15 protein-coding genes are annotated in these 13,479 nt (G+C 64.7%); 7 read left to right on the top strand and 8 right to left on the bottom strand.

Translation table 11 applies throughout. The features are described from left to right. The first annotated feature begins 4 nt into the window (after positions 1-4). From DYST_RS15185 to DYST_RS15175, 3 genes are read left to right on the top strand one after another with little or no spacing between them, the layout of a single operon-like run. Complete coding sequence (locus tag DYST_RS15185) at positions 5-1,720, top strand: patatin-like phospholipase family protein (protein ID WP_239946477.1); 1,716 nt, start codon at positions 5-7, stop codon at positions 1,718-1,720. Positions 1,721-1,761: 41 nt separating this feature from the next. Next, positions 1,762-2,298, top strand: coding sequence for a gamma carbonic anhydrase family protein (locus DYST_RS15180; RefSeq protein ID WP_102301587.1), 537 nt, complete (start codon positions 1,762-1,764; stop codon positions 2,296-2,298). Continuing rightward, a complete protein-coding gene (locus DYST_RS15175) occupies positions 2,295-2,627 on the top strand; it encodes a low molecular weight protein tyrosine phosphatase family protein (protein WP_239946476.1) in 333 nt (110 codons plus the stop codon). The genes DYST_RS15180 and DYST_RS15175 overlap by 4 nt, the downstream gene beginning before the upstream one ends. Positions 2,628-2,633: 6 nt before the next feature. Here DYST_RS15175 and DYST_RS15170 read toward each other — a convergent pair whose 3' ends face one another. The 6 genes from DYST_RS15170 to aroE form a co-directional block, all read right to left on the bottom strand. After that, positions 2,634-3,185, bottom strand: a complete 552-nt coding sequence (locus DYST_RS15170; RefSeq protein WP_239946475.1) for a hypothetical protein — start codon at positions 3,183-3,185, stop codon at positions 2,634-2,636. A 144-nt stretch (positions 3,186-3,329) separates the two neighbouring features. Beyond that, on the bottom strand, positions 3,330-3,620 hold the full coding sequence (locus tag DYST_RS15165; protein WP_239946474.1) for a hypothetical protein: 291 nt from the start codon (positions 3,618-3,620) through the stop codon (positions 3,330-3,332). Between the two features lie 58 nt (positions 3,621-3,678). Further along, positions 3,679-4,704: an energy transducer TonB gene (locus DYST_RS15160; protein WP_239946473.1), complete on the bottom strand. Its 1,026-nt coding sequence runs from the start codon at positions 4,702-4,704 to the stop codon at positions 3,679-3,681. 134 nt (positions 4,705-4,838) lie between these two features. After that, a complete protein-coding gene (locus tag DYST_RS15155; protein ID WP_239946472.1) occupies positions 4,839-6,605 on the bottom strand; it encodes a peptide-N4-asparagine amidase in 1,767 nt (588 codons plus the stop codon). Between the two features lie 129 nt (positions 6,606-6,734). Beyond that, positions 6,735-7,013, bottom strand: a complete 279-nt coding sequence (locus tag DYST_RS15150) for a YkgJ family cysteine cluster protein (RefSeq protein WP_102301581.1) — start codon at positions 7,011-7,013, stop codon at positions 6,735-6,737. 10 nt (positions 7,014-7,023) lie between these two features. After that, positions 7,024-7,854, bottom strand: coding sequence for a shikimate dehydrogenase (aroE, locus tag DYST_RS15145; protein ID WP_239946471.1), 831 nt, complete (start codon positions 7,852-7,854; stop codon positions 7,024-7,026). Positions 7,855-8,009: 155 nt separating this feature from the next. Between aroE and DYST_RS15140 the strand changes: the two genes are divergently transcribed. After that, the gene (locus tag DYST_RS15140) at positions 8,010-8,267 is read left to right on the top strand and encodes a hypothetical protein (protein WP_239946470.1); all 258 of its coding nucleotides are present in this window, start codon (positions 8,010-8,012) and stop codon (positions 8,265-8,267) included. 172 nt (positions 8,268-8,439) lie between these two features. On the opposite strand, the gene DYST_RS15135 is transcribed toward DYST_RS15140, so the two are convergent. Continuing rightward, the gene (locus tag DYST_RS15135; RefSeq protein ID WP_239946469.1) at positions 8,440-9,924 is read right to left on the bottom strand and encodes a RimK family protein; all 1,485 of its coding nucleotides are present in this window, start codon (positions 9,922-9,924) and stop codon (positions 8,440-8,442) included. 358 nt (positions 9,925-10,282) lie between these two features. Here DYST_RS15135 and DYST_RS15130 point away from each other — a divergent pair, with 358 nt between their 5' ends. Further along, complete coding sequence (locus DYST_RS15130; protein ID WP_239946468.1) at positions 10,283-10,756, top strand: GNAT family N-acetyltransferase; 474 nt, start codon at positions 10,283-10,285, stop codon at positions 10,754-10,756. Between the two features lie 589 nt (positions 10,757-11,345). On the opposite strand, the gene DYST_RS15125 is transcribed toward DYST_RS15130, so the two are convergent. Then, positions 11,346-12,017 carry a hypothetical protein gene (locus tag DYST_RS15125; RefSeq protein WP_239946467.1) on the bottom strand — a complete coding sequence of 224 codons (672 nt, stop codon included), beginning with the start codon at positions 12,015-12,017 and terminating at the stop codon, positions 11,346-11,348. Between the two features lie 160 nt (positions 12,018-12,177). On the opposite strand from DYST_RS15125, the gene lptM reads away from it, so the two are divergent. Continuing rightward, positions 12,178-12,576 carry an LPS translocon maturation chaperone LptM gene (gene lptM, locus DYST_RS15120; protein WP_239946466.1) on the top strand — a complete coding sequence of 133 codons (399 nt, stop codon included), beginning with the start codon at positions 12,178-12,180 and terminating at the stop codon, positions 12,574-12,576. Then, positions 12,576-13,409, top strand: coding sequence for a diaminopimelate epimerase (gene dapF / locus DYST_RS15115; protein ID WP_239946465.1), 834 nt, complete (start codon positions 12,576-12,578; stop codon positions 13,407-13,409). The genes lptM and dapF overlap by 1 nt, the downstream gene beginning before the upstream one ends. Positions 13,410-13,479 lie beyond the last annotated feature (70 nt).

Here is a 13,479-nt window from a genome sequence, read left to right as displayed (position 1 = left end):
CGCCATGTCTAAGCCCGATTTTTCCGCCCTACTGCGTCGAAGCGACGTGTTCGGGCACCTCGGGGACGAGGCGCTGGCCGCGCTGGTTCCTGAACTGCAATGGTTTTCCCTCCCCGGAGGTCGCACCCTGTTCAAGCAGGGCGATCCGGCGGACGCGCTTTACTTCGTGGTCAGCGGCAGCCTTGGCGTATTTGCCGGGCCCACCGAATGGGTACGCCTGGTGGCGGCCGGCGACAGCATCGGGGAGATCGGGCTGATCACCGGCGAGCCGCGCCACCACACCGCAAGGGCGCTGCGCGACAGCGAACTGCTGCGACTGGATCTGGCCGCCTACGAGGCGCTGATTCAACGTCACCCACAGGCGATGCTGGGCGTGGCGCGGGTCGCCATTGGCCGCCTGCAGGAACGCATGCGGGGCGACGAGAGCCCCGGCATCGCGCACACCTTCGCTCTACTGCCCGCCAGTGCCGACGTGCCCGCCCGCTCGCTGGCCATGCAGCTGGCGATGGAGCTGGAGCATTGGGGCACCTGCGTGGTGATCGACGCCGAGCACGGTGCCGGCCGGGGTAGCGACTGGTTTGCCGAACGCGAAGCGCAGGCGCGCTTCGTCATCTATCTGGACAGCATGGGCGACAGCCTATGGCGAGAGCGCTGCCTGCGGCAGGCGGATGTGCTGCTGTTGCCAACACTAGCCGCGCAACCGTCGCGGCCGTGGCCGGAAGCCATGCCGATGGATCCCTCGCGCGCCGGCCATCGCCCCCGCCATCTGATCCTGCTGTACCCGGGGCGCCAACCGGCATTGGGCGCGGCGAAGCGATGGCGCAGCGAGTTCAGTGGAGAGCTGCAGCATCACCATATTGGTGGCCGGGCGGACATCGCGCGGCTGGCACGCGTGATCAGTGGCAATGCCCGCGGACTCGTCCTGGCCGGCGGTGGCGCACGCGGTGTGGCGCACCTAGGTGCGCTGCGCGCGCTGTACGAAGCAGGCCACACGTTCGACGCCGTGGGCGGCACCAGCATCGGCGCAATCATCGGCGCCAGCGTGGCGGCGGGATGGGAACTGGATACCACGATCGATACGCTGCGACGCGCGTTTGTGCAGGGCCGCCCGCTGTCGGACTGGACGCTGCCCATCGTCGCACTCACACGTGGCCGCCGCGCGGCGCTGATGCTGCGCCGCGCCTTCGGCGCGCTCGACATCGAAGACCTGACGCTCCCGTTCTTCTGTGTATCCACCTGCCTGTCCGGAGACGGCATGAAGGTGCATCGAGACGGCCCGTTGTGGTTGTGGCTGCGCGCGTCAAGCGCCATTCCCGGCGTACTGCCGCCAGTGCTGCACCACGGTCGCGTGTTCGTGGACGGCGCGCTGGTCGACAACCTGCCCACCGACGTGATGGCGGATGACGGCCTCTCGCACATCACTGCCATCGATATCCGCGCGGAGATTTCACTGCTCACCACCGCTGAGGAATTCGCCACGCCACCATGGTGGCAGCTGTTGCTGGGGCGGCAGGACATCCAACGTCCTGGGTTGGTTTCCACCCTGGTGCGCGCCGCCATGGTCAACAGCGAAGGGCCGAGCGAGCATCGTCACGAACGCGCTGACCTGCTGCTGACGCCGCCACTGGAACATATCGGCATGCTCGACTGGAAGGATTGGGAGCGAGCGATGGAAGCGGGGTACCGCTACACCAAGCGCGTGCTAGAGGAGCAGGGCTAACCCTCACAGCGCGACCGGAAGCAGCGAGGTACCATAGGCCCATGGATCCTATACGCAAGTACAAGGGCATCTGGCCCACGCTGCATCAGCGCGTTTATGTCGACCCTGCGTCTACGGTGATCGGCGCGGTCGAGTTGTTCGACGACGTGTCCATCTGGCCGGGCGCGGTGTTGCGCGGTGACGTCAACTACATACGCATCGGCGCGCGCACCAGCGTGCAGGACGGCGCGGTCGTGCATGTCACGCACGATGGCCCGTATACGCCCGGCGGCCAGCCGACCATCATCGGTGAAGGCGTCACCATCGGGCATGGCGCGGTAATCCACGCCTGCACCATTGAGGACTACTGTCTGATCGGCATGCACGCCACCGTGCTCGACGGCGCGGTCGTGATGAAGCACGGCTTCGTCGGCGCGGGCAGCGTGATCCCGCCGGGCAAGGTGGTGGGTGAGGGCGAGTTGTGGCTGGGCAACCCGGCCAAGCTCGTACGCGTGCTCAGCGACCAGCAGATCGAGCAGCTGCATTACTCGGCGGACCACTACGTGCGCCTGAAAGACGAGTACCTCGCGGCGCAATGACGGCACCACGACGCGTGCTGTTCCTGTGCAGCCGGCACCGGCTGCGCAGCCCCACCGCAGCTTTGGTGTTTGGCGAGTGGGAACACTTGCAGGTCGATTCGGCCGGTTTGGCCGACGATGCGGAAACTCCGCTTTCCGCCGACCAGTTGGATTGGGCCGAGCTGATCGTAGTGATGGAGGCCTCGCATCGTCGGCGCCTGCAGGCACGGCATGGCGCGCGGCTCCACGGCAAGCGCATCGTGTGCCTGGATATTCCTGATCGCTACGACTTCATGCAGCCCGAACTGGTCGACCTGCTGCTTAAGAAAGCAGGTCCCTTGTTGCGCTGAAGGCGATTACGGCATCGAACCGTTACCGGCCGACTGCGGCTGCGCCTGCATCGCCGCGGCACGTGCTTCGTCCTGGCGGGTCTGGATCTGGCGCTGCGCATCCAGCTTGCCACCCAGCAACGACAGTATGTAGTTGGTGCTGTCGAATTCGCGCAGCAACGACAGTTCGCGCTGGGCTTCATCCAGGCTGTTGTCGTTGATCGCGCGCTCTACGTCGGCGGAAGCGGAAGGGAAAGTCTCATGCAGCGCGTCCATTGCCGATTTGTTCTGCGGATCGAGCTGCAGCACGCTGAGGTAGAACTCATACGCATTGCTGCCGGCCGGCGCGACGAGGCGCTTCTCGGTCACGGCGGTCTTGGCCAGGTCGAGCAAGATGCCCACACCGTTGTCGTCGGTGCCAGCCGCGGATGATGCACTGGCCACGCCGGTGCTACCTGTGCCACTCGATGCCGACCCCGTCGACCAGAACCAGATGCCGCCGCCAATAACCAAGAGCACGATCAGCGAAACGACAGCGAGCACGCGTGGGCGTGCTGCAAGGGAAGCGAAACGAGACATGGCACCGCTACATGGTGTTACCCGCGCACAAGCGCACCTGCCCCTCAGGCGTCCCGGCGGAAGCCTGTCACATTAGTGATACATCATGTCAGCGATGTGACTCGTGCACCTCACGAACGCATGCACGACAACGTCATCGACAGCTCAGCTGAAGTGCCCGCCAGTGATGCGACCATCCTTGTCGAGCTCCGCGTAATAGCGGCTGTTGTTGGAGCGGTACTCCATCGTGCTCACCGTGCCAGGCAGCATCAACTGCACGTCAGGATAAGTGGCACGGAACTGATCGGGCGTCGGACGCGTGGCGATGAAAGCATCGAATGCCTTCATGTCGGTGACGTAACCATGCACGGGCGTGGGCATGGCGGGTGTCGATGCCTGGCATCCACCCAGGACAACAGCAATGGCGAAAACGGCAGGGGCAATGAAGCGCTGCATGGCGTGACTCCTTGATAGGCCACGTATGATTATGCGCTTTCGTGCCTGAGTAACGGCCTCACAGACGGAATTCGATGCGCTGACGCACCTGCGCAGCCACCGGCTTGCCGTCTTGCATGCCCGGCGAGAACTGCCAGCGCGACACGGCACTGAGCGCCGCGCGATCAAACACGTACTTGGGGTCGGCATCCGTCACGCTGGCACTGGTGACGCTACCGTCGGGTTGGACCATGAAGGTGACATCCACCCAGCCTTGGCGGCGCGTGCGTTTCGCATCAGGTGGATATGCGGGCGCGACGCGATGCGTCAGCACCGGAGCGCTCCCGCCCGTGGCATCTGCCATCGTTGGTGCCATCACTGGAACACGGGCATGCACTGCCGATGCTGGCGCAGCTTCCACTGGCGTGGACGGCACATGCAGTGACGCCATGGTCTGTGCGGAAGATGTCGGCGCATTGGCGGGCTTGGCCGGTGGAATGACCGGTGCGGCTGCCGGTGGGGGCGCGGCCACGGCCACTGGAGCGACCGTTCGTGAAGGCGTCGGCGGCGTCGGCTCGCGGCGGTTGGCCTGCTGTTGCGCCTGTTGAGCTTGCTGCGCCACCGTCGCGCGCTGTGCCTGCAGCTTGGATTGCAGCAGAGTGAGCGTGTAATTGTGCGGATCGGCGCGTGTCAGCAGATCGATCTCGCGCTGCGCTTCGGTGGCGTCACCCGCATCAATAGTCTGCTCGGCGGCGTTGGCTGCAAACGGGAACACTTCGCGCAAGGCATCTTGTGCCACGCGATTGCCCGGCTCGCGCTGAAGCACCGCCAGATACAGTTCGAACGCGTTGTTGCCGGCGGGAGCGAGTAGGCGCTGAGCCGTCATGGCGTCGCGCGCACGCTGCAGCAATTCATCAGTGCCCAGCATCGTGTGCACGACCGGGCCGGAGGCTGCCGCGACATCGCTGGTTGGTTGCTCGGGGGCATTGCCGTGCCTGATCTGCCAGTAGATCACTCCACCGGCAACGGCAATCAGCGTAATGAGAATCGGCAGGCTGTAGCGAACGACACCCTGGGCACGACGGCGCGACGAAGCGGAAGACATGAGCCACACAGACAATCAAAGCCGGCGCGCCGGCAAGGCGCGCAAGCTTAGACATCACATATTGCGGGGATGTTGCTCCGCGTCACGAAGCGCAAGCCGACCCACGCACGCAGCGCGGGTCGGCAAGGCTACCGTCAGCGACCCGGCAACAGACTGCTGTCTGGCGATCCATCAGGATGCGCAAACCAGGATACGCGGTTAACCCTGTCTGGGCAGCCCTTGCCCGAGTCATAGCCAGTCACGGCGCCGGCCTGCGTAATGACCGATGCGCGATAGCAGCTGCCCAGTGTGTCGCGGAAGACAAACGCCTGTGAACTCTGCTGACCGCTGTGGCCGGTCACGCTGCCACTGGCGTCGATGGCGAGCGTGTCCGTTGAATCGACGGTGTTGTCGACATCAGCCCCATAGACGGTCAAGCCCAACAGCCGCAATTCGTCGCGCTGACGATACCCCTGATGCACGGTGGAGGCAGCGCTCGAGCTGCCATCGCTAGCCAACAGCTGGTTGTAGTCGAGCGAGAAGGGGTAGTCGAAATGCTCGTGCCGTTCCGCCGTCAGGAAGTTGCCGAGGCGACTCTGACTCGTGCTGTCCGACCAGGTGCGCTGCCACGTCTGCTGACGGTAGGTGCTGCTGTTGATGGTGAAGGTCTGCTTGTCATCGAACCCGGTGTTCTGCGTCACCGTGCTGGTGATGCGACCATGCGAGGTGTTGGCATAGCCCTCGATGACGAAGCGACGGTCGAGCTTGGTGGTGATAGCACCGTCGATATTACCGTTGCTCGCCGTCGCCAGCGTGCTGCCGATAGTTGGCGTCGGCGCCTGCCCCGTTAACGTGTTGCGCGTGACCTTGCCGGTGATCTGGGTGGCATGCGCGTCGCGATAGACAAGCAACGCGGCGGTGGCGGAGAAGTAGCTGTTCGCACCCGCCACCTGCACGGCCACTTCATGCGGATTGCCGTCGCTGAGCTGGCCGGCGAACGGCGTGAGGTCCACGCGGTACGGCAGGAAGTTCAGCGTCTGCACGCCCGGCGTTGGTCGCCACAGATAAGGATCGATGCCACCCGTATAGACCCATGGATACACCGGCGCAACGCCGGCCGGCGTGCCGTCGATGCTGATTTCCGCCTCGCGAAAGTTGCCGCCACCGCATTCATTGGTTTCCGTGGCGTAGGCATCGGGTACGCAGGTGTACCAGAACTCGTCGTTGCTCTGGCTCTGGGTAAACACATCCAGATAGGCGCGCTCCACGTTGGTGGGCAGGGTGAGCGTGCGTGCCAGCTTGTCACTCGACGTATTGAGCGACGTCGTACTACCCACCGGGTCGCTACCGAGCGGGTACACCGCGTCCGGCGCGACGGCGGCACGCGCACCGGCCGATGCCGGATAGAACAGCAGGCGCGCCGTGCCATGAATCACGCCGGTGTAAGTGCTGTTCACCACATTGCCGATGATCGCCTGCCCCTGGCCCACGCTGCGCAACAAGGCCGAGTAGTCGGTGAGGTCGCGCTCGACGTGCCATGCCGGCGACACCGCCGCCGAGGGTTCCTGGGTGGTTCCGAAATAGAGGTTGACGCCGCCCAGCCACAGGGTGGCCGTGCGGTCGTATTGGCGGCCAGCCGTGACGGAGAAGTCCGCCTCCAGCACCACCTTGGCCCACGCGCCGGTGCACGAGGCAGGGGGCGTGTAGCTATAGGGACGAGCATTGAAGTCGTCGAACGTTACGTTGGTGAACAAGGTCACCACGCAAGGCTGGCCCGGCGGACGCGGCACGGTCGGGTCCGCCGTGGCGACATTGGTGGAACCGACGACCGGATCAGCAACAGCTCGCGCAGCAAAACCGCCAGCCAATGTCGCCGCCAGCACGCCCACCGCCAGATGGCGGACCAAAACCCCAGGCACCATGACGTTCTCTCCCCGTAATGTGCCCCCTGCGCCGGGCAAACTACCACGGCGACGTGTGGGCCAGACGTCTATACGTCCGCACTCCGGGCATGCAGGTTCTTGCGACCGCCTGCCGGCGTGAAGGCTTTATCAGTCTGAACGGGTGGCTGCCTCGAGCGCGTCCAGGTAGGCCATGGCGCGGTCGCGGGAATCGCCACACATGGCAAGGTCCGGCCGCAGGCCGGCGCACACCGCCGGACGTTCAGGCTGGCCGAAGATGGCGCAGCGGTTGTCGTCGGTCAGCTGTATGCAGCGCATCCCAGCCGGCTTGCCGTTGGGCATGCCGGGAATGGGTGAAGAAATCGACGGCGCGATACAGCACGCACCGCAGCCCGCCCGGCAGCTCAACACACTCGCCGGGCGTGACATACCAGCGGGCTCAGCCGTACTGCTTGCGCAGATCGGCGTAGACGGGATCGGTATCCGGACGCTTGCCATGCCACAGCTCGAAGGTATCGGCCGCGGTTTCGATCAGCATGCCGAGGCCATCGAAGGCGTATCGCGCACCAGCCGTGCGCGCCCAGGCCAGGAAACCGGTGGCTGCCACGCCGTAGGAGAGGTCATAGCAAAGCGCACGGTTGCCGACGATGGCGAACGGCAAGTCGAGCGACTTGCCCAGCACACCGGCCGAGGTCGCATTGACGATGAGGTCGAACGCGCCCAGATCGGCCAGGTCTTCCCAGTAGCGCGTGTGCGCGCGGGCCGGTTCGCCGATGGCGTCGGCCAGCGCGTCGGCGGCTTCGGGCGTGCGATTGACGATGGTCAACGTATCCACGCCAGCATCCAGCAACGACCACGCTACGCCGTGCGCCGCGCCACCGGCGCCAAGCAGCAGGGCGGTATGGCCGCGCAGGTCCACGCTATGGCGCTCAGTGATGTCGCGCACCATGCCGGCGCCGTCGGTGTTGTGGCCGGCAACGCGGCCACCGGGCAACGCGGTGAGCACGTTGGCCGTGCCCGCCCGGCTGGCAGCCTGGCTACGCTCGTCAGCCATCGCGAAGGCCGCCGTTTTGTGCGGCAGCGTTACGTTCGCACCGCGACCACCGTTGGCAAAGAACTCGCGCACGGCCGTTTCGAACTCGCCCGGTGCCGCGTCGATGGTGCGGTACTCCAGGTCGATCCCAAACTGGCGCGCGAACGCCTGGTGGATCTGCGGCGACAGCGAATGGCTGATGGGGTGGCCGAATACCGCGAACTGTCCTGCACTCATGCGCGCTCCTGATGAAAGTCGATGCCGCTCCAGAAGCGGCTTCCGGCTCGGCCGGACCGCCTATTTTAGCTCCGCAAGCCGCGCCGCGTGTGGCATCGCAGGTTTTGAGATCAGCGCCGGGCACGCTTGCCTCAACACGACGACGGACTACCGCCATGCGCCCCAGCACTCGAACTGCCCATCACGAACGTCTGCTTGGCGCTGCCCTGCTGTGGCTGCTGGCCGGCGCTGCGCTGTTGCTCACCACGCTGGTGCCTGCCCATACGCACACGTTCGGCTGGACGCCCGCGTTCTGGCTGGTGGGCGCACCGCTGGTGGTGCTGCTGGCGCTGGAGCCGTCGCTACCCCGTCAACTGTTGGGCCTGCTGGTCCGGCCGCGCCGTCGTTCGGCCGCGCGGCTGATCTGGAACTGACCCGATAACGAATCTACTTGGCAGTGGATGCCGCGGCAGGAACGTCGCGGCGTGGGGCTCCTGACGATGGCCTGGGATGGCTGGGCACCTCGCTGGAGCGGCGCGATGGATCGCGCCCGCGTGACGGCAGTTCAAGGACGGGCTGCCGGAATCACCCCACTATGGATGCAGGCTATTTGGTATCGCCGGAACGCTTGAGCTCCATGCGCCGCAGGAACTCCTGCATGATGCGGCGATAGAGTTCTTCACCGAGGTATTCGTCCTCGACGCCCGCGTCGATGGACGGGTTGTCGTTCACCTCGATCACCACTGGCTTGTCGCCGATACGCTTGATGTCCACACCATAGAGACCGTTGCCCACGGCCTGCGTAGCCTTGAGCGCCAGCTTCACCACGTCGGCCGGTGCCTTTTCGATCGGGAGCGTTTCCGATTCGCCAGACTTGGACGCACCCTTGGCACCGTGGTTGTAGATCTGCCAGTGGCCACGCGACATGTAGTACTTACAGGCGTACAGCGGCTCGTTGTTGAGCACGCCGACGCGCCAGTCGAACTCGGTAGGCACGAATTCCTGTGCAATCAACAGCGCGCTGTGCTGGAACAGCTCGCCCGTCGCCTTGCTGAGCGCCGCTTCGCTCTCCACCTTCACCACGCCGCGCGAGAACGAGCCGTCGGGAATCTTCAGCACCAGCGGAAAGCCGAGCTTCTCCGAAACCTCTTTCAAGCCCTTGGCGTCATCGCGATAAAGGATTTCCGTGCGCGGCACGGCGAGCTTGCGCGACACCATCAGGTCGTTGAGGAAGATCTTGTTCGTGCAACGCAGGATCGATGTGGGGTCATCCATCACCACCATGCCTTCCTTCTCCGCGCGATGCGCGAAGCGGTAGGTATGGTTGTCGCTGGCGGTGGTTTCGCGGATGAACAGGCCGTCGTATTCCGCTAGCCGTTGGTAATCGTTCTTGCCGATGGGGTCGACTTCGATGCCCAGTTCCTTGCCCGCTGCGATGAACAGCTTCTGCGCCTTTTTGTTTGATGGCGGCATCACCTCATGCGGGTCGACCAACATGGCGATGTCGTAGCGAAACTGCTTGCGCGCCTTGGGCTTGCGCCAGAGCTTCTTGCTGAAGCGATCCAGCTCTTCGGCGAAGGCGTCTTCCTGTGCGTCGTCCAGCGTGTGCAGGCCCACCGGCTTGATGGCACTGATCTGCCACATGCGGTCGCGCTCGAATTCGATACGCAGCAGCGGGCAGGGAAACATTTCGAATACCTGGCGCGCCAGGTCCTGCAGCGCAGGGTGAGCCGTCTGCCCGAAGTAGACCAGGATCCCGAAGTCGGTGGTGTCTCGGCCGCCGGCCGGCAGGAAATGGGTGAGCTTGGAACTGAGGTCCTCGATCTCCAGGCCGTACAGCGAGCGGCGACGCAAATCGTTCACCGTGCGCACCGACGGCATCACGCGATGCCCGCGCGCCTCGGCTAGCAGCGAAACGTAGTAACCCGCGCCCAGGTATTTGTAGCTGCGGCACAGGTTGATGACGTGGGTGCGCTCGTCGTCGACGCCGACAGGTTCGCGCAGGTAATCCATCGCCGTAACCACGTCCGCGGACGGGTAGTAGACGCTCCAGTCGGAGGCCTTCTCGACAACAAGGACGAGACGAGTCATGACACCTCTGTCAGATAGAACTGAGGAGTGTCGTCACGCGGGGAACGGGGCGGCACGGCGCAAGTGGCGCAGTGTGCGCACATGCGCGGCGCGACACAAGACAGCCCTCCGGGCGGACTCAGAGGCGGTTCAATTTCCAGGCGATGGGGGTGCCCCTTCCCGAAATGCCAGGAAAATCATGACCGGTTCCGTCACCGCATCACGCCCTGACATCCACCTTTTCGTTACATCCTGCGCGACGCGGCGCCCGAAGATTGAACACGCTCTGAAATCCGCCACAAGTCATCGTTGCCCCCCAGGGGAAGGGGGGACTACAGTGCGCGCCTTGTTTCATTGCGCGCCAGCGGAACCGCCCCTGATGACACCCATGCCCGCGACCGCCGCTGTACGTGTGCGGCGCGCAGAACTCTCGGATCTCGACGACCTCGTTGCCCTGGAAGAGAGCAGCTTCGCCACCGATCGCCTGAGCCGGGCCCAATACCGACGTCATCTTGACAGCGAAAGCGCGCAGGTACTCGTCGCCAGCGCCAATCACCGCCATTTCCTGGGCACCGCCGTGGTGTTCTTCCGCAAGGGGACTCATGTGGCGCGGCTGTACTCCATCGCCACCAAGGCAGAAGCGCGCGGCAAGGGTGTGGGCTCGGCTTTGCTCGAAGCTGCGGAGAAACTCGCGGCGCGGCGTCGTTGCACGTCGCTGCGCCTGGAAGTGCGCATCGATAATCAGGATGCGATCCGGCTGTATGAGCGGTTGGGGTACGTGCGCATTGGGCGATATGCGCGGTATTACGGGGATGGGGCGGATGCTTGGCGGTATGAGAAGGTGTTTGGCTGATTGCGAAGACGCTTCTGCGTGATGCGATAGGGCAGGGTTCTCGCCTCGCCTTTCTGAGGCGCATGCGCAATGCACTAGAGCAGGAGCAACGCGACCCACCGTGATGCGATGTGCAGCGAAGCTGCACGAGCCGTCTGCTTGTTGCTTTCGATCTTCCGGGTCCCCGTATGAGGCGGCGGCCGGGTGGAGAGATGGCCCCGTAGGGGTGGCTGGCAGGGATGCCAGCCACTTTTCGCCGGGGCAGGAGCCCCGTCGAAAAGCCCGGAACCCGACCGCGTACCTATCGGGCGTCAGCCCGATAGGCGACTCATCCGGGGTGCCCTTCTTCGGGTTACTTTTCTTTGGGCAAGCAAAGAAAAGTGACTCGGCCTCCGGCAGGAGGGCGAAACGCCCGCCGCGTAGGCGGCCAGGTCGCCGTAACGCGACAACCAAGCGATACAGAAACTGGATGACCAGCCATTCGGCTGTTGAAAAGCGCTTCCGGCCTGCGCCGGGATGACGATAACAACGGTGAGGCTAGATTGATCCCCAACCCCAACCCTCTCCCCAAAGGGCAGAGGGAGCAGTCTTGCGGCAGAAACGCGCCCCATCAAAACGGCTGCGCAATCCTCTGCACCGTAGCTTCATCCGGCCTAGCCACCAACGCCCCCGTCCGCATCAAACTCACCGAGTAATGCCCCTGATCCACCAGCGGCAGAAACACGCCGCTGCCGAACAGCACATCCACATCCGGCACCCAACTCGGGTATTGCTTATGCAGGTCGAGTAGATCGAAATCACCGGCCTCGCGGAAATCGACCACGGTGCGCGGCGCGTGCATCTCGTCATTCGGGTCGTCATACCGCCCCGACAGGCGATCAAGGCGATACATCGGCGGCAGCAGCGGCGTCTTCCACTTCAGCACCACCGCTTCCACGCGCCAGGCATCACCGGCCACCTGCACGCGCCGGCTGGTACCGTCCGGCCAATGCAGCACGAGCAGCCAGCGCTGCGGGGAAAGGATGTGTGCGTCGATGTCGACCACGGGTGCTTCTTCGGTAAGCAAGCGGTACCCGCGCAAGGCAAAGCCCATGCCGGTCAGCGCCAAGGTGATCGCGAACGCCACGAGCAGCAGCACGGCGCGTCCCGCCGCCGCCAACCGCTGTCCGTGATCCAGTCGGTGACGCAACGCCACTAACTGGAAGAGGGTGAACATCAGCGCGACCACTGCCAGGATCAGCAGGATCGTCGCGGGGAGGCGCAGCAGCGCGGTCCAATCCATCGTCGTACGTCTTTGTGCACTCAAACCGCGCGCGGGCGGCGACGGCGGCATCATAGCGGCTGGCGGGGTCTGGACGGCGGGCTGAACCGAGCGTGTCTGTTTGCTCGCTACGTTTTCTAGGCTTGCCTATACTGCGGCGGTTCCCGCCGGATACCCCGACATGCGCCGATCCCTCCTGCTAGTCCCGCTGTGCTCCGTCCTTGCCCTGCTCGCCGGGTGCGGTAACAAGGGACCGCTGTACATGCCCAAGGCGACTCCAGCCGCCACCGTTCATCCGGCCACGCCGGCAGCGCCTGCGACACCGGCTGCCAAACCGGCCGCGCCCGCTGTCATCACCCCCGTGACACCTGCGCCGGTGCATGGCTTCGTGACCGACATGACGGCATTCAACACCTTCATCGCCGCGCACCCGACACCGGATCAGTTCCGTGCGGCGTATCCAGACGTGCTGCTGGTGCTGCCGGGCACGATCGCCACGCGCGAGTTGCGTACCAACAACAGCCGCTATTTCGCCGAAGTGGATACCAACGGCCGGATTACCGGCGGCAAGTTCATGTAATGAGGCTTTCGTTTTCCAAGATGCACGGCATCGGCAACGACTTCGTCATGGTCGATTGCCGCCAGCGCCCGTTTCCGCTCGACGGAGCACAGATCCGCGCCATCGCCGATCGCCACACCGGCGTGGGCTTTGATCAGCTGATCAGCATCGAGCCGCCGCGCGATGCCTCGTGTGCGTTCTACTACGGCATCTGGAACGCCGATGGCTCGCTGTCGGGCCAGTGCGGCAACGGCGTGCGCTGCGTAGCCGCATGGCTGCATCGCGCAGGCGAACTGTCCATCGGCGATACGGTGCGATTGGAAAGCCCCTCCGGCCCGGTCGCGGTGCGCCTTACCGGCCCGAACGAGGTGACGGTGGATATGGGCGTGCCCGCGCTGGAACCCGTGCGGATCCCGTTCCGCGCCGACCTCACGGCGGATCGCTACGCCATCGACGTCGGCGGCGAAGTGCTGGAAATCGGCGCGCTATCGATGGGTAACCCACATGCCGTGGTCGTGGTGTCGGATCTGCATGCTCCCAACCTGGGGCGCCTCGGCCCTCTGCTGACCACGCATGAGCGGTTCCCGGAAGGCGTCAACACCGGTTTCGTGCAAAAGATCGACCGCGGCCAGCTGAATCTGCGCGTACATGAGCGCGGCAGCGGGTGGACGCTGGCCTGCGGTACGGGCGCCAGCGCGGCCATGGCCGTGCTGCGTCTGCGAGGTGAGGTCGACGAGCGGGTCAAGGTCACCCTGCCGGGTGGCACGTTGACCATCGACTGGGCCGGGCCGGGGAATACCTTGTGGATGACTGGGCCGGCGACCTTCGTTTTCGACGGCGAGTGGTTGGGCTGACAGCATTTTTTGTCCATATCGGTTGAAAGCCAGTAGCCGGGCGTCGCACACTCGGGCTCGCGACGCATCG

This window comes from Dyella terrae (genome assembly GCF_022394535.1).
In the GTDB taxonomy this organism is placed as follows: domain Bacteria; phylum Pseudomonadota; class Gammaproteobacteria; order Xanthomonadales; family Rhodanobacteraceae; genus Dyella.
Note: the sequence above shows the minus strand (reverse complement) of the source record. Positions and strands in the feature narration are given on the sequence as shown.